Origin of the sequence: Nocardioides sp. NPDC047086 (assembly GCF_040643685.1) — a bacterium.
Lineage (GTDB): Bacteria > Actinomycetota > Actinomycetes > Propionibacteriales > Nocardioidaceae > Nocardioides.
Genome location: NZ_JBEYUV010000004.1, coordinates 112,778 through 127,664, shown reverse-complemented (window position 1 = coordinate 127,664; position 14,887 = coordinate 112,778). Strand labels below are relative to the sequence as shown.

Here is a 14,887-nt window from a genome sequence, read left to right as displayed (position 1 = left end):
ACGCCTCGGCCGACGCGGGTGACGCCTCGGCTGGTGGTCAGCCGCCGATGGCGGACATCGGACGGTCGGGCTGGAGGAAGCCGAGGTCGTCGATGCCGTGACCGGCGCGCTTGCCGGCCATGGCGGTGACCCAGCGGGCGGCGAGATCGGCGTCGGAGGCGCCGGCACGAAGCGGCGTACGCAGGTCGGACTCGGAGCGCGCGAACAGGCAGTCGCGCACCTGCCCGTCGGCGGTGAGGCGCACCCGGTCGCAGTCGCCGCAGAACGGTCGGGTGACGGAGGCGATGATGCCGACCTTGGCCGGGCCGCCGTCGACGTGGAAGAGCTCGGCGGGGGCGCTGCCACGGGGCTCTTCCGCGGGGGTCAGCTCGAAGGCGGCCGAGAGCGACGCGAGGGTCTCGTCGGCGGTCACCATCTTCTCGCGCGACCACCCGTGCTGGGCGTCGAGAGGCATCTGCTCGATGAACCGCAGCTCGTAGCCACGCTCGACCGACCAGCCGAGCAGCTCGGCGGCCTGGTCGTCGTTGACGCCCCGGAGCAGGACCGCGTTGATCTTGATCGGGCCCAGACCGGCGTCGGCCGCTGCCTCCAGCCCGGCGACCACGTCGGCCAGCCGGTCGCGGCGGGTGATCTGCGCGAAGGTCTCGGGCCGGATCGAGTCCAGCGACACGTTGACCCGGTCGAGGCCGGCCTCGGCGAGGGCGCCGGCCGTCTTGGCCAGCCCCAGCGCGTTCGTGGTGATCGAGAGCTCTGCGTCGGGAGCGACCTCGCGGGTGCGCGCGACGATCGGGACCAGCCCGCGCCGGACCAGCGGCTCGCCACCGGTGAACCGCACCTCGCGGACCCCGAGCTGCCCGGTGGCGACGCCGATCAGCCGCACCACCTCGTCGTCGGTGAGCACCTCGTCGCCCGGCAGCCAGTCGAGCCCTTCGGCCGGCATGCAGTAGGTGCATCGCAGGTTGCAACGATCGGTCAGAGAGACCCGCAGATCGGTCGCGACCCGGCCGAACCGGTCGACGAGCCTCTGCTCGGTCTGATCTGTCGGGGAGGTCGTCATCACACCAGTCTAGGCTGGCGCGACCCGGATCGTGAGTGAGGACCGCATGCCAGTTAGTCTCATCCGGTGAGTTCGTTCCGTTTCCTGCTCAGCCGTCGCTGGGCCGGTTTCACGGTGTTCGTGCTGATCCTGGCCTACGGCACCTGGTGGCTCGGCGAGTGGCAGTTCGACCGTCTCGAGGACCGCAAGGCCAGCAACCAGATCGTCCGGGTCAACGAGCACGCCGACCCCGTGCCGGTCGGGGATGTCCTGGCCACCGGGGACGAGGTGGCCGAGAAGGACGAGTGGCGGCGGGTGACCGCGACCGGGACGTACGCGGTCGACGACACGATCATCTGGCGCTACCGCACCCCCGACGACGCCAAGGGTGTCGACATCGTCGTCCCGTTGGTGCTCGCCGACGGGAGCGCGGTGCTCGTCGACCGCGGCTGGCTCCAGACCGAGTCGCAGGACGAGTTCGACGACCTCCCGGCACCCCCGTCGGGTGAGGTCACGATCACCGGCTGGGTCCGCGCCGACGGGACCGGCGACTCCACCGACGTCGCCCAGGTCGACGGCTACCACGCCACCCGCGCGCTCTCCTCGACCCAGGTCGCCGAGGTGGTCGACGAGCCGCTGTTGACCGGCTGGCTGCACCTCGACACCGAGTCGCCCGAGCCCGCTGTCCAGCTTCGCCAGGCCGACCTCCCCGAGCTCGACAACGGCCCCCACTTCTTCTACGGGCTGCAGTGGTGGTTCTTCGGCATCCTCGCGATCGCCGGCTTCTTCTACCTGATGTACGACGAGCGGCGTACGCAGAGCCGGGACGAGCCTGCACAAGACGATGACACCCCGGCCGACGACGAGAAGACCGACGAGCGCGCCCGCAAGAAGGCCGCCAAGCTCGCCCAGAAGCAGGCGGTGAAGGCGGCCTACCAGGCTGCGTACGAAAAGGAGCGCAGCGGGAAGAGCTGACCGCCTAACGGCGGAACTGCGTCTCGTAGAGCTCCGCGTAGAGCCCGCCCGCGGCGAGCAGCGACTCGTGGGTGCCCGACTCCACGACCCGACCGTCCTCGACGACCAGGATGCGGTCGGCGGCACGGATGGTGGAGAGCCGGTGGGCGATGACGATGGACGTACGTCCCTCCAGGGCGGCGTCCAGAGCGGCCTGCACCGCCGCCTCGGACTCGGAGTCGAGGTGGGCGGTGGCCTCGTCGAGCACCACGATGTGGGGCGCCTTCAGCAGCAGCCGGGCGATCGCGAGCCGCTGGCGCTCACCACCGGAGAGGCGGTAGCCGCGGTCGCCGACGACGGTGTCGAGACCGTCCGGGAGGCCCTTGATGACGCCGGCGACCTGGGCTGCTTCCAGGGTGGCCCAGATCTCGTCGTCGGAGGCGCCCGGGCGGGCGTAGAGCAGGTTGCCGCGCACGGTGTCGTGGAACATGTGGGCGTCCTGGGTCACGTAGCCGACCGCGGCCTCGAGCGACTCCAGGGTCACGTCCCGTACGTCGAGGCCGCCGACCTCGACCGACCCGGAGCGTACGTCGTAGAGCCGTGCGATCAGGTGGGTGATCGTCGACTTCCCGGCACCGGAGGGTCCGACGAGGGCGACCATCTCCCCCGGTTCGGCCGCGAAGTCGATGTCGGACAGCACCTCGCGCACCTCCCGGCTCTCCGGGCGCGCGATCGTCTCCAGGGAGGCGAGCGAGACCTCGTCGGCACGCGGGTAGGTGAAGGCGACGTGGCGGAACCGCACCGACGCGGCATCCCGCGGCACCTCGACCGCGTCCGGCTTCTCCTTGATCAGCGAAGGCAGGTCGAGCACCTCGAAGACGCGGTCGAAGCTGACCAGCGCGGTCATCACGTCGATGCGTACGTTGGAGAGGGCCTGCAACGGCCCCAGCAGCCTCACCAGCAGCAGACCGAGTGCGGTCAGGGTGCCGAGCGTGACGTCGCCCTGGATCACCATCCAGCCACCGACGCCGTAGACCAGCGCGGTCGCCAGCGCCGGCACCACCTGCATCGTCGCACCGAACAGGCGGGTCAGCAGCGCGATCCGGATCCCCAGGCGGCGTACGACATCCGCGCGCTGGGCGAAGGCGGCATCCTCCTCCTCGCGGCGTCCGAAGAGCTTGAGCAGGAGAGCCCCGCCGACGTTGAACCGCTCCGTCATCGTCGTCGCCAGCGCCGCGTTGCCGTCCATCTGCTCGCGGGTCAGGCCGGCCAGGCGGCGACCGACCCAGCGCGAGGTCAGGAACAGGATCGGGAACAGCGCGACGCACATCAGCGTCACCTGCCATGACAGCACCAGCATCGCCGCGCCGACCACGACGAGGGAGATCAGGTTGGAGACGCTGTTGGACAGGGTCGAGGTGAAGGCCCGCTGCGCGCCGAGCACGTCGGTGTTCAGGCGGCTGACCAGCGCGCCGGTCTGCGCCCGGGTGAAGAACGCCAGCGACTGGCGCTGGACGTGGCCGAAGACCTGGGTGCGCAGGTCGAAGATGAGTCCCTCACCGATGCGGGTCGAGAGCCAGCCCGAGATGATCCCGAAGCCCATGTCGACCACGGCCACCAGCGCCATCGCCACGGCCAGCCAGATGACCAGCGAGACGTTCTGCTCGAGCACGCCGTCGTCGATGAGTCGCTGGGTCAGCAGCGGGGTCACCACGACGAGCGCGGCGTCGAAGACCGTGAAGACCAGGAACGCGCTGATCAGGGCCCGGTGGGGCCTGGCGTAGGAGATGACGCGCTTCAGGGTGCCCTTCGGCAGCCCGCGCTGGAGGACCGTCCGATCGGCTCGCAGGTTGCGCATGATTCCGCCGCCGCCCATCGCTCCGCCGCTCGCACCGAAGCCTGGACCCATTTGTGACACTCCGTCACCTTAGTCGCCCGGCCGCGTTCGGCCTCACCGGGACGCTTCGTCGAAATATGGTCAAAATCACCTCGAGGAGGTGACCAAGCGCTCTGTTGGTGGTATGAAGTGGAGCGCGTGCGTGCGCCGGTCTCCGGGGGCTGGATCAGGATTCGTCCAGACTGCCCCGAACCCGCGGGTCCATGCCCTGACTGCTCACCCCCACCCCAGGTGCCCTGACATGACCCGACCACTCCTGGACCGACTCCACCGAGCCGGTCCTTGGTTCTGCAGTACCGCGATCCTCCTCTTCGTCGCGCTCTCCCCCGTCATCTTCATCACCGCCTCCGGTGACCATTGGTTCTGGCCCTGGATCCTCGCCGGCGTACCCGTCGTCGCGCTCACCTTGTGGCTCACCGCCATGGCCTACGAAACCGCCCCCGCCGAGACTGTAGAAACGGTGGCCGAATCCGCAGAAGTGGAGCCCGAATCTGTAGAACCGGAGCCCGAATCTGCAGAAATGGACGACGAAAGTGTCGTCTCGTCCCCCATAAGGTCAGATTCGCCTGCCACAACTGAAGACTCGGCGCCCACAGGTGAGGATTCGGCGGGGTCGAACGGGCGGGGCGGGGATGCCGGGATGCGCGTCGCGGTGCTGTCGCTGTCTCGCAAGGTGCAGGCCTCGGCGCACCGGATCCAGGAGGAGTCGACGCGGATGGTGGCCAAGTTCCCGGCCGAGCCGGACGTGCTCGAGGCGGGGATGCGGGTCGACCATGCGGCGGCGCAGCAGGCGCGCCTGGCGCAGAGCATCGCCACGCTGTGCGGGGAGCAGCCCGGGCAGCACTGGCGCGACCCGCTCGCGATCGCGGACGTCGTCCGCGGCGCTGCGGGACGGATCACCGCCTACCGCCGGGTCCGGGTGGAGGGCGACCCGCCGGTCGCTGTCCAGGGTGCGTACGTCGAGCCGCTGATCCACCTCGTCGCCGAGCTCCTCGCCAACGCGACCCAGTCCTCGCCGCCGGCGACGGAGGTGCTGGTCACGATCCGTTCCGTACGCCGCGGGGCGGCCCTCGAGATCGACGACGCGGGCGTCGGCATGGACGAGACCAACCTGGCCTGGATGCGCGAGATCGCCTCCGGCACCCGGCAGGTACGCCTGCACGACCTCGGCGAGATCCCCCAGACCGGCCTGGCGGTGGTGGGCACCTACGTACGCCGCCACGGGTTCCGCGTCGACCTGACCGAGTCCGTCCACGGCGGTCTGCGGGTCGCCGTGCTGGTCCCCGAGGCGATGACCGCGCCACTGGGACCGATCGTCCCTGAGCAGGTCGCACCACGTACGCCGATCTCGACCCCCGTTCCCACCTCCCTCCTAGCGAGCGCACCGAAGGCACCGCCCGCCTCGACGACCCCTGCCTGGCCGGTCCACGGCACCGCGAAGGCACCCGATCCCCTCCCCGACCACGAACAGCGCGAGCCGTCGCTTTTCACCTCCGACGGCCTGCCGCAGCGGCGCTCGAAGCGCGGCCAGCGCCTGCTCACCGGGCAGCAGCCCGCCACGCACCAGGAGGCACCGCCAGAGCCGACCGCGGAGCAGGCCGGCGCCTGGATGAGCAGCTTCCTCAGCACCCCGTCAACCCCTGCTGCCGGCACGCCGATCCCACACCAGAGCGACCGCATCACCGCGGAGACCGAATCCGCACCCGAGAATCACTGGAGGAACCATGACCGATGACAACAGCTGGATGCTGGAGCTGGTCGCGGGAGTACGCGGGGTACGCCATGTCGTGGTCCTCTCGGCCGACGGGCTCGTCCGGGTCCGCACGAGCCACACCCCGCGCGAGGAGGCCGACAAGCTGGCCGCGGCGTGCGCCGGCCTGACCTCGCTCGGCCACGGGATCAGCCGCCAGTTCGGCGCCGACGCCCACCCCCGTCAGGTGATGGTCGAGTTCAACGGCGGTTTCCTGTTCATCCGTGGCGCCGGCGACGGCTCCCGCCTCGCGGTGGTCACCGAGATGAGCATCGACCCGGCGCTGGTCGCCCAGCAGATGCAGGCGACCGTGCTGATGCTCGGGGAGCGCGCGATGAGCACCCCGAGACGCTCGATCTGAGCCGAACAGAGCCGATGCCCGACGCCCGCGACGACGACTACGTCGACCACCCGATCCGGTCCTACGTACGGACAGGTGGCCGCGCCCGCCCGACCCACCTACTGACGCCGGCGACGCTCCTGATCGGCCACACCAGCCCGGCGGCGACGCCGGCATCGGTGGGCCGCCAGGAGCGCGAGGTCCTCTCCCAGTGCCTCGGTGTGATCTCCATGGCCGAGATGGCCGTCCATCTCGGCCAGCCTGTCAGCGTCTTGGCGGTGATCGCCTCGGACATGATCGATGCCGGCCTGATCGGCGTACGCCCCGACGGCGACGCCGCCACCGGCCCCTCCCGCGAAACCCTCCAGAAGGTCCTGCATGCTCTCAACCACCTCTGACAGCCACGGCCCAGACGGAGCCCGAGGCGATCAGCACTATCTGCCGTCGACGGTCGTCGAGTCGGTCAAGATCCTGGTGGTCGGCTCCTTCGGGGTCGGCAAGACGACGTTGATCGGCTCGGTGAGCGAGATCGATCCGCTGCGCACCGAGGAGTCGATCACCCAGGCCAGCGAGGGGATCGACGAGGTCGCGGCGACCCCGGAGAAGACGACGACCACCGTCGCGATGGACTTCGGCCGGATCACCCTGACCGACGAGATCGCTCTCTACCTGTTCGGCACGCCCGGGCAGCGCCGCTTCTGGGACCTGTGGTCCGGCCTCGCCGAGGGCGCCGCCGGGGCCCTGGTCCTGGTCGACACCCGGCGCCTCGAGGACTCCTTCGAGGTGCTGGACCAGCTCGAGACGCGTACGTCCCTGCCGTTCGTCGTCGCGATCAACCAGTTCCCCGGCGCGCCGAACTACGAGCCCGACCAGATCCGCACGGCGCTCGACCTCGATGACGAGACCCCGATCGTGATGTGCAACGCCAAGAACCGCAACGCCTGCGCCCGAGCGCTCGCCGCGCTCGTGCGCCACGCCCTGAAGACCCACTGACCCGCACCGAACCAGCGAACAGGCCCTCCGCGAATGACTCCCACCCGCACCGTACGTCTCGCCGATCTCACCGACCTCGTCCAGGCACCCGAGACCGTCGGCCCGCGGGCACGGGAGGTGCACGAACGGCTCCGGGCCGAGTGGGGACCGGTCGCCCCCGGTGAGCTCTCCCCCGGCGTACGCCTCTGGTTCGCGATGGGCTATGCCGAGTTCAGCGAGGTCATCCGCAACGAGGAGGTCTTCTCCCGCAACGGTGACAACTGGAGCGCGGTGCAGGAGGGCAAGATCCTGCCCGACATGCCGATCTACCCCTTCGTGACCACCCGGCAGAACTCCTTCCACAACGACGGCGAGCTCCGCCGGCGGCTGCGCTCACCCGTTGACCGGGCGCTCTCGCGGGTGGACGAGCACGGCTACGCCGCGCAGGTACGCAGCATCTGCAACGACCTCGTCGACGACATGCTCGAGCGCGGCGAGGCCGACCTGGTCCAGGACTACGCCGTCCTGATCCCGCTGCTCTCGGTCGCCGCGATGTTCGGCATGGGCCACGAGGTCGGCGACTCGATGCGCAAGGCCGCCCACAAGGTCCTCGGTGGCGGCCAGCTCGCCCAGGAGGGGGTCATCGAGCTGGCCGTGGAGATCGTCGACCACATCGCCAAGCGCCGCAGGGACCCCCAGGACGACCTCACCTCCCACCTGCTCGACGACCCCGGCCTGTGGGACGACAACGAGGTCATGGAGGCGATGATCGTGATGATCATCGCCGGCAACGAGCTGACCATCGCAACCATCACCCAGACCCTGCTGCTGATGCTCTCCGACGAGCGTTTCGCCGGCCGCCTGCGCGGCGGCCGCCTCGACGTCGACCAGGCGATCGAGGAGGTCATGTGGCGGGACCCGCCCTGCTACAACATCACCCCGCGGTTCGCGCTGCGCGACGTCGAGCTCGGCGGCCAGCTGATCCGCAAGGGCGACGCCGTGGTGCCGTGCATCGCGGCCGCCAACGTCGACCCGCTGATGGCCGGCGGCGACCCGTGGCTGGAGATCGGCAACCGCGCCCACATGTCGTGGAGCGCCGGCCCCCACTCCTGCCCCGCCCAGCGGCCGGGCACGATCATCGTCCAGGCGGCCGTACGCACCGTCCTGGAGCGCCTCCCCGAGGTCTCCCTCGCGGTGCCCGCCGACAAGGTCGAGCGCAACACCGATTCGCTCTCCTACCGCTACCCGACCTCGATGCCGGTGACGTTCGTCCGCACCCTCACCTGATCGCCGAGCCGGCTCATCTTGACCGAAATCCCCGCCGAGTCGGCTCGTCATAACGCGCCGACTCGGCATCGGATCCCGTGAAAACGCGCCGACTCGGCGGGGAGCTCGTGGCTCCAGCGGGTCAGGCGAGCGAGACCAGGTCGGCGTACTCCTCGTTCCACAGGTCCTCGACACCGTCCGGGAGTATGAGCACCTTGTCGGGCTCCAGCGCGTGCACAGCGCCCTCGTCGTGGGTGACCAGCACGATCGCGCCCTCGTAGCGGCGGATCGCGTTGAGCACCTCCTCGCGGGAGGCCGGGTCGAGGTTGTTGGTGGGCTCGTCCAGCAGGAGCACGTTGGCCTTGGAGACGACCAGGGAGGCCAGCGCCAGCCGGGTCTTCTCGCCACCGGAGAGCACCCCGGCGGGCTTGTGCACGTCGTCGCCGGAGAAGAGGAACGCACCCAGCACGGTGCGGGCCTCGGTGTCGGTCAGCTGCGGTGCCGAGGACTGCATGTTCTCCAGCACCGACCGCTTGGTGTCGAGGGTCTCGTGCTCCTGGGCGTAGTAGCCGATCTTGAGCCCGTGTCCCGGCACGACCTCGCCGGTGTCGGAGGCGTCGACGCCGGCCAGGATGCGCAGCATCGTGGTCTTCCCGGCGCCGTTGAGGCCGAGGATGACCACGCGGGTCCCCTTGTCGATGGCCAGGTCGACCGCGGTGAAGACCTCCAGGCCGCCGTACGACTTCGAGAGGTCGTGGGCGGTCAGCGGAGTCTTGCCGGAGGGCGCGGGCGAGGGGAACTTGATCGCGGCGACCTTCTCCTGCTGCCGCTCGCCCTCGACGCCCGCCATGATCTTCTCGGCACGCTTGAGCATGCTCTGCGCGGCCGTCGCCTTGGTGGCCTTGGCGCGCATCTTGTTGGCCTGGTCGGTGAGCGTCTTGGCCTTGTTCTGCGCGTTCATCAGCTCGCGCTTGCGGCGGGCCTCGTCGGTCTCACGCTGGGTCAGGTACTGCTTCCACGGCATGTTGTAGATGTCGATCACCTCGCGGTTGCCGTCGAGGTGGAAGACCTTGTTGACCGTCTGGGCGAGCAGGTCGTTGTCGTGGGAGATCACGATGAAGCCGCCCTTGTAGGACTTCATCCAGTCGCGTAGCCAGATGATCGAGTCGGCGTCGAGGTGGTTGGTCGGCTCGTCGAGGATCAGCACCTCGGCGCTGGAGAAGAGGATGCGCGCCAGCTCCACCCGGCGGCGCTGTCCACCGGACAGCGTCTTGAGCGGCTGGGTCATGATCCGGTCCGGGATGCCGAGCGACTGGGCGATCTGCAGGGCCTCGGTCTCGGCCGCGTAGCCGCCGCCCGCATCGAGCTCGTCGTGAGCGCGCTGGTAGCGCTTCATCGCCTTCTCACGCACGTTCGGATCCTCGGAGCCCATCTCCTCCTCCGCGATCCGCATGCGGCGTACGGCATCGTCGAGGCCACGCGCGGACAGGATCCGGTCCTTGGCGATCACCTCGGGATCACCGACCCGCGGGTCCTGGGGCAGATAGCCGATCTCACCGGTGTTGGACACCGTTCCGGAGGCAGGCAGGTGGTCGCCGGCGAGCACCTTCGTCAGAGTCGTCTTCCCCGCGCCGTTACGGCCTACGAGCCCGACCTTGTCGCCGGGTCCGACTCGGAAAGTGACGTTCTCCATCAAAAGTCTGGCGCCGACGCGGACTTCTAGGTCATGGGCAGTGATCATCTCCGTCACTAGTGTATGGGCGGGGCACTCGGCCCCACACATCACCACCTCTAGGGGGACAAGATGCGGTTCAACCCGAAGGCCAGACTCGACACCAGCCGGACCTCCGGTGGGGGTGGCGGTGGCGGGTTCGGTGGTGGGAGCGGCGCCCGGATCCCGATCCCCGGCGGCAAGGCCGGCGGTGGCATCGGCACCGTCATCGTGCTGCTGATCTTCTTCCTCGTCACCCAGTGCACCGGCGTCGGCCCGCAGGTCCTCGGCGACAGCGGTGGCTCCACGTCGGTCGGCACCGGCACCTTCGGGGGCCTACAGGCGGCCGACGGCGGCGAGACCGGCGACTTCGGGTCGTGCCAGACCGGCGAGGACGCCAACAACGACGAGAACTGTGCCTTCGTCGCCCTCGAGAACTCGATGACCGGCTACTGGGACTCCCAGCCCGACCTCTCCGGCCGGTTCCAGCCCGAGCAGGCGGTCGTGATCTTCGCCGACCAGGTCCAGACCGGCGGCTGCGGCTCGGCGTCGAGCTCCGTGGGCCCGTTCTACTGCCCGGCCGACCAGACGATCTACCTCGACCCGACGTTCTTCGACTCGATCTTCGAGCAGCTCGGTGGGCAGGACACCACCTTCGTGCGCGCCTACGTGCTCGCTCACGAGTACGGCCACCACATCCAGAACCTGCTCGGTACCATGGGCCAGGTCCGCACCCAGCAGGGTCCCGAGTCCGACGCCGTACGCCTGGAGCTGCAGGCCGACTGCTACGCCGGCATGTGGACCGCGGCCGCCGAGGGCGACGGGTTCATCGTCGACATCTCCGACCAGGACATCGAGGAAGGCATCAGCGCCGCCAAGACCGTCGGCGACGACCACATCCAGTCCCGGACCACCGGCCGCGTGGACACCTCGCAATATACCCACGGCTCCTCCGAGCAGCGGATCGCCTGGTTCCGGAAGGGCCTGACCACCCCCGACTCGATCGCCGGCTGCGACACCTTCAAGGCGCGGGACCTCGACAACCCGTAACTCTCTCTCGCCGGAGGTCACATCTCGAGCAGCGCCTCCACCAGCGGTGCCTGCTTCTGCAGGGTCCGCAGGTGGGGCGCGACCGCGGGATGGCGGAACTTCGCGAGCAGCGGGCCCTCCCCCGGCGTGACCCGGCTCAGCGCCCACTCGGCGCGACTGAGCGCGGTGTAGACCGCGCTGATCTGGGCACCGAGCGTCACCTCCTCGCGGGTCGCGATGCCGGAGGGCAGCCCCAGGACGTACGCCTCCAGCAGCGGTTCGAACGACTCCCGGGCGTACAGCAGGTGGAGCCCGAGATCCCCGCCGACCGGGCCACGACCGAGGCTCGACCAGTCGATCGCGACCAGCCGCTCGCCGTCCTCGGTGCGGCCGAGGAGGTTCTGCGGCGCGGGGTCGCCGTGCTGGGCGACCTGGGGGAGCTCGTCGAGGAGATCGGTGAAGCGACCGCGCCGCTCCCAGAGGGTGTGGGCGATGTCCGCGGCGGTCGTACGCATCAGGGTCGGCCAGCCGCCGTTGTACTCCACCCGGGCCATCCGGTCACGGAACTGGTCACGCGCCAGCCAGCGCACCTCGCCGAGGTCAGCGCCGGCGAAACGGCCCATCGAGAGCGCCGCGAAGAGGCCGGAGTTGGCGGCGTCCTCGACCCATTCGGTGGTCAGGGTGATGCCCTCGTCGTCCTCAGCGACGCTGGTTCGGGCGCCGATCATGCCAGGGGTGTCATCGACGAGCCCCGAGGTGGCGACGTCGGCCGCCCGCCGCCAGTAGGCGAAGTGTCGCCAGCGGCTCAGCTCGGCCGGATCGTACGTCCCCGGCGGCCCGAGCCGCTTGACCACGACCGCGTCCTGTTCCTCGCCCACGGCGGTGCGCCAGACCCCCAGCGTGGAGGGTCCGGTGCCGCCGGGGAGGACGAGCCACCCTGGGTCGGGCTGCCACATGCTTGCCAAAGTAGCGCATCCTCGCAGGTCGCGACGGCACTCACCGCCGCGATGCGACGACGGGATGCTGAGTTTGGTCCCGGGGCCGATATGGTTGAGCCGATGTCCGAGACCGACTACTGCGAGCTGTGCGACCTGCCGCTGTCACAGTGCATCCATGGGCGGCCCCCGGCCCCGCCCGCTCCGGCTCCAGTGAAGAAGCCGACAACCCGGGTCCGCAAGACCACGTCGAGCACGACGGCCGCCGCACCGAAGGTCGTCACCAAGTCCGCTCCTCGCAAGTGGACCCCGCCGGCCGCCTTCGCGCCGCTCATCCTCGAGATCCTCGAGACCGCCGGCGGCTCGATGTCCGCCGACGACGTCCTCGACGAGCTCGAGAGCCAGCTGGCCGACAGCCTGCTCCAGGGCGACTTCGAGACCACCCCGGAAGGCGAGCTCCGCTGGCGATACGCCGCGCGACGCGCCCGCCAGACGCTCCTGAGCGACGGCCTGATGGTCAAGGGATCGCCGGGAGTCTGGCAGCTCCCCTGACGCCGAGGCGTCAGGCGTCGGCGTTGAGGACCTCGATCCGCACCTTCTGGGCGTCCTCGATGGCCTGATCCAGCACCGCGCGGTTGGGATCCTGCACTGGCAGCCACGGTCCGGTCACGGTGAGCGGCTGCAGCCGCCGGTCCTCGAGCACGTCGTCGATGCCACCGTGGTCGCCGCCGGTGACGAGCGGCCCACGCAGCCCGTCGAGGATCCGGGCGGCATGGTCGGCTGCGGCTTCGTACGCGGCGCTGGCCTGGTTGGCGCGGCGCCGGGCGAAGCGCTGCTGGCTCCAGCCACCCGCCTTGGTCTTCCCCTGGACGTGGCGCCGTCCGATCTTGTGCTCGGCGATCTCGCCGCCGCTCATCCGGGCGATCGCGAAGCCGCCCTTGCGCACCAGCAGCAGGCCCCACTCCCGAGGGGCCGCGGAGGCGGCGACGAACGCCTCGACCTCGGCCGGCCCGGCGTACGTCTTCTCGAACGGCAGCGCCGCGATGAACGCCGAGCCGTCGGCCGCGGCGCCGGTCAGCGCGCCGGAGTCGATCGCGAGCCGGGTCTCGCCGTGGCGGGCGGCGAAGTTGTCGACCCAACGCTGGATCCGAGCGACCGGGACGGCGACGTTGGGCATGTCCGTACGCTACCGGTCCAGGCCGCTCAGCAGCCGAGGCGGCGCGATCTGCCGATACGCGTCCTCGCAGATCTCGGCGACCTCGGCCCAGTCGACGTCACCGTCGAGCCGCATGCCGACCCAGCCGCGGCCACCGACGTAGGGCGGCACGAAGAAGCGCTCGGGATCATCACCCACGACCTCGGCCTGCACCCCCGCCGCGGCGGCCGCCCACAAGTGCGGCTCGTCTCGCCCGTGATGTCCCTGCGGCCACAGCATCACGAACTGCTTCTTCACGAAGAAGCCGGGCGCCCCATGGGTGGCCCGCTCGGCACTCTCCGGGAACCCGAGGCAGATCCCGCGCACCCGCTCGGTCAGCTCAGTCGGTGTCATCGCCCAGCATCCGAGCTCTCGGGTCAGTCCGGCTTAGGCCAGACGAGCTCGAACTGTTCCATCACGACCGGCATGTCCTCGCTGAACTCGTGATCGGGACCGGCGAACTCGGTGAAGAAGCGTTCGTGGACCTCGCGCCAGTATTCGAGCGACAGGTCGCCCTCGCCCTCGAGCCGGGCGAACTCCTCAGGGACCTCCCGGAACGGGGCGACGTCGACCTGAGTGGTGGCGATCAGTGCCCGCGGATGACCGGACCCGTCGAGGATGATGCTCATGCCGCCCACGGTCGGGAACGGCTCCTCGCCGCTCTCGAAGTCCCACTCCGCCGTGGCCGTCGCCGTCTTCACGCCCTCGAGGACGAGCTCGAGCAGCCCGTCTGCCTCGTCCGGCGTCCCGCCGAACGCCCACGCCGGCGGCTGCAACGCTTCCAGCGGGGACGCGCCGAAGTAGCCCGGAGCGGCGCTCAGGTGGGCGTGATGCTTCACGTCCTCCCAGAACGCAGCAACCTCTGTCTCTTGCTCAGGGTTGTCGGGGGCCATGACAGCGTCGTCGCTCATAGGCGACACTCAATCACAGTTCGCGCTAGCCGTGCTGGGACTCGACGGAGGTGTGCGGCGCGGGTGATCGCGCGGTCACCAGGCGGGCCTCGGCGCGCCAGCCGAGGCCGGCGTAGAGCGGTTCTCCCATCTCGCTCGCGACCAGGAGGCCGTGGCCCGCACCGGCCTCGCGGGCGGCCGCAACGAGCAGACTCATCACCGCGCCGCCGAGCCCGCGGCGCCGATGGTCGGGGTCGGTCCGGATGCGGTCGGCGACGGCGTCGGTGCCGATGACGGCGATCGTCCCGGCCGCGGCTGCAGCCTCACCCGAGCGCACCGTCACCGTGATGACACCGCCGTCCCTCTCCATCTCGGCGCGGTAGCCCTCCGGAAGCTCGCGCGACGCGTGGTCGGCCAGATCGATCGACATCAGGGCCTCCTCGGCGTCGCTCGCCACCAGCCCGCCCTCGACGAACCAGGGACGTACGCCGGCGGGCGAGTCGGTGACCACCGACAGCCACGCCTCGGGCGTGGCCCGAACGGTGTCGACGAGCCCGGCGAGCGTGTCCGCGGCGTCGGTCGCCACCCACTCGACCCGGCGGCCGGGCTCCCCCACCTCGACGCGTACGCCTCCGGGGACCGCGGCGGGGCGCGGGAAGCCCCGTGCGTAGGCCCAGCCCCGGGCCCATCGGGAGACGAGCTCCGCAAGGCCGCCGGCCCCTGCGGCGGCGGCGAGGGTGGCCTGGCGACCGCGGTACCACTCCCCCAGCACCGTCGCGACCAGCACGGCGAAGGCCAGGCCGAACGCGAGCGGGTCCAGGGTGATCAGCCCGATCACCGCGATCCCCACCGCGGCGATGTATCCGAACCAGATCCGACCAGGAGCATCCACGTCCGCGGAGCCTACCCGGG

General features: G+C 70.2%; 16 protein-coding genes. 8 read left to right on the top strand and 8 right to left on the bottom strand.

The window, feature by feature from the left end:
• Nucleotides 1–37: 37 nt before the first annotated feature.
• On the bottom strand, nt 38–1,057 hold the full coding sequence (gene moaA / locus ABZ796_RS04950) for a GTP 3',8-cyclase MoaA (RefSeq protein ID WP_357335076.1): 1,020 nt from the start codon (nt 1,055–1,057) through the stop codon (nt 38–40).
• Nucleotides 1,058–1,123: 66 nt separating this feature from the next.
• On the opposite strand from moaA, the gene ABZ796_RS04945 reads away from it, so the two are divergent.
• Nucleotides 1,124–2,011, top strand: coding sequence for an SURF1 family protein (locus ABZ796_RS04945; RefSeq protein WP_357335074.1), 888 nt, complete (start codon nt 1,124–1,126; stop codon nt 2,009–2,011).
• A gap of 4 nt (nt 2,012–2,015) precedes the next feature.
• On the opposite strand, the gene ABZ796_RS04940 is transcribed toward ABZ796_RS04945, so the two are convergent.
• Nucleotides 2,016–3,848: an ABC transporter ATP-binding protein gene (locus tag ABZ796_RS04940; RefSeq protein ID WP_357335072.1), complete on the bottom strand. Its 1,833-nt coding sequence runs from the start codon at nt 3,846–3,848 to the stop codon at nt 2,016–2,018.
• Between the two features lie 679 nt (nt 3,849–4,527).
• Here ABZ796_RS04940 and ABZ796_RS04935 point away from each other — a divergent pair.
• The 5 genes from ABZ796_RS04935 to ABZ796_RS04915 are packed head-to-tail and all read left to right on the top strand — an operon-like array spanning nt 4,528 to nt 8,236.
• Nucleotides 4,528–5,622: an ATP-binding protein gene (locus ABZ796_RS04935; RefSeq protein ID WP_357335071.1), complete on the top strand. Its 1,095-nt coding sequence runs from the start codon at nt 4,528–4,530 to the stop codon at nt 5,620–5,622.
• On the top strand, nt 5,612–5,998 hold the full coding sequence (locus ABZ796_RS04930; RefSeq protein WP_357335069.1) for a roadblock/LC7 domain-containing protein: 387 nt from the start codon (nt 5,612–5,614) through the stop codon (nt 5,996–5,998). Before ABZ796_RS04935 ends, ABZ796_RS04930 begins: the two co-directional genes overlap by 11 nt.
• Before the next feature lie 14 nt (nt 5,999–6,012).
• Nucleotides 6,013–6,375: a DUF742 domain-containing protein gene (locus tag ABZ796_RS04925; protein WP_357335068.1), complete on the top strand. Its 363-nt coding sequence runs from the start codon at nt 6,013–6,015 to the stop codon at nt 6,373–6,375.
• Complete coding sequence (locus tag ABZ796_RS04920; protein WP_357335066.1) at nt 6,356–6,970, top strand: ATP/GTP-binding protein; 615 nt, start codon at nt 6,356–6,358, stop codon at nt 6,968–6,970. Before ABZ796_RS04925 ends, ABZ796_RS04920 begins: the two co-directional genes overlap by 20 nt.
• A gap of 33 nt (nt 6,971–7,003) precedes the next feature.
• Nucleotides 7,004–8,236, top strand: a complete 1,233-nt coding sequence (locus ABZ796_RS04915; RefSeq protein ID WP_357335065.1) for a hypothetical protein — start codon at nt 7,004–7,006, stop codon at nt 8,234–8,236.
• A gap of 121 nt (nt 8,237–8,357) precedes the next feature.
• On the opposite strand, the gene ABZ796_RS04910 is transcribed toward ABZ796_RS04915, so the two are convergent.
• Nucleotides 8,358–9,956 carry an ABC-F family ATP-binding cassette domain-containing protein gene (locus tag ABZ796_RS04910; RefSeq protein WP_091042352.1) on the bottom strand — a complete coding sequence of 533 codons (1,599 nt, stop codon included), beginning with the start codon at nt 9,954–9,956 and terminating at the stop codon, nt 8,358–8,360.
• A gap of 63 nt (nt 9,957–10,019) precedes the next feature.
• On the opposite strand from ABZ796_RS04910, the gene ABZ796_RS04905 reads away from it, so the two are divergent.
• Nucleotides 10,020–10,976 (top strand): neutral zinc metallopeptidase, encoded by a 957-nt coding sequence (locus ABZ796_RS04905; protein WP_357335064.1) that lies wholly within the window; start codon nt 10,020–10,022, stop codon nt 10,974–10,976.
• Nucleotides 10,977–10,993: 17 nt separating this feature from the next.
• On the opposite strand, the gene ABZ796_RS04900 is transcribed toward ABZ796_RS04905, so the two are convergent.
• Nucleotides 10,994–11,911: a phosphotransferase gene (locus ABZ796_RS04900; protein ID WP_357335062.1), complete on the bottom strand. Its 918-nt coding sequence runs from the start codon at nt 11,909–11,911 to the stop codon at nt 10,994–10,996.
• Nucleotides 11,912–12,013: 102 nt separating this feature from the next.
• On the opposite strand from ABZ796_RS04900, the gene ABZ796_RS04895 reads away from it, so the two are divergent.
• Nucleotides 12,014–12,442: a hypothetical protein gene (locus ABZ796_RS04895; RefSeq protein ID WP_357335060.1), complete on the top strand. Its 429-nt coding sequence runs from the start codon at nt 12,014–12,016 to the stop codon at nt 12,440–12,442.
• A 10-nt stretch (nt 12,443–12,452) separates the two neighbouring features.
• Here the strand turns inward: ABZ796_RS04895 and ABZ796_RS04890 are convergent, their stop codons facing one another.
• The 4 genes from ABZ796_RS04890 to ABZ796_RS04875 are packed head-to-tail and all read right to left on the bottom strand — an operon-like array spanning nt 12,453 to nt 14,867.
• On the bottom strand, nt 12,453–13,067 hold the full coding sequence (locus ABZ796_RS04890) for an acVLRF1 family peptidyl-tRNA hydrolase (protein WP_357335058.1): 615 nt from the start codon (nt 13,065–13,067) through the stop codon (nt 12,453–12,455).
• Between the two features lie 9 nt (nt 13,068–13,076).
• A complete protein-coding gene (locus ABZ796_RS04885; protein WP_357335057.1) occupies nt 13,077–13,439 on the bottom strand; it encodes an MmcQ/YjbR family DNA-binding protein in 363 nt (120 codons plus the stop codon).
• Nucleotides 13,440–13,462: 23 nt separating this feature from the next.
• On the bottom strand, nt 13,463–13,996 hold the full coding sequence (locus tag ABZ796_RS04880) for an ASCH domain-containing protein (RefSeq protein WP_357335055.1): 534 nt from the start codon (nt 13,994–13,996) through the stop codon (nt 13,463–13,465).
• A 25-nt stretch (nt 13,997–14,021) separates the two neighbouring features.
• The gene (locus ABZ796_RS04875; RefSeq protein ID WP_357335053.1) at nt 14,022–14,867 is read right to left on the bottom strand and encodes a GNAT family N-acetyltransferase; all 846 of its coding nucleotides are present in this window, start codon (nt 14,865–14,867) and stop codon (nt 14,022–14,024) included.
• Between the last annotated feature and the right edge of the window lie 20 nt (nt 14,868–14,887).